Here is a 371-nt window from a genome sequence, read left to right as displayed (position 1 = left end):
GTGATCGCGGTCTGCTTTTGCAGGCTGAGGAAAGTCCATGCCCGCACAAGCTGAGATGCTTGTAGTGTTCGTGCTAAGCCCAATAAGCTTAGGGGCCGTGTAAACGGCTACGGCGGCCAAACGCGCTAAGGCGTCAGCTATGCGCTAGTAGGTCTGAAAAGTGCCACAGTGACGAAACGATCAGGGAAACCTGAGCGGTGGAACGGGTAAACCCCGCGAGCGAGTAACCCAAACTTTTGGTAGGGGCGTTTTGCCAAGCAAATTGAAGCGACGGCAATACAGCGGTAACGCTGAGATAGATGATGACTGAAGGAGCTTGTGCCTGAACAAGTTCTGGAACAAAACATGGCTTATAGGGATCTACATGCAGG

Annotated in this window: 1 other RNA gene; it reads left to right on the top strand. The window is 52.6% G+C overall.

Annotated features, from left to right (window positions below):
• An RNA gene (gene rnpB / locus J1905_RS23550) (RNase P RNA component class B) lies at nt 1–358 on the top strand; the annotation flags it as partial.
• Between the last annotated feature and the right edge of the window lie 13 nt (nt 359–371).

The organism is Pedobacter sp. B4-66 (genome assembly GCF_018492665.1).
Classification (GTDB): domain Bacteria; phylum Bacteroidota; class Bacteroidia; order Sphingobacteriales; family Sphingobacteriaceae; genus Pedobacter.
The sequence above is the reverse complement of the archived record's forward strand: the minus strand, read 5'-3'. Positions and strand labels throughout refer to the sequence as shown.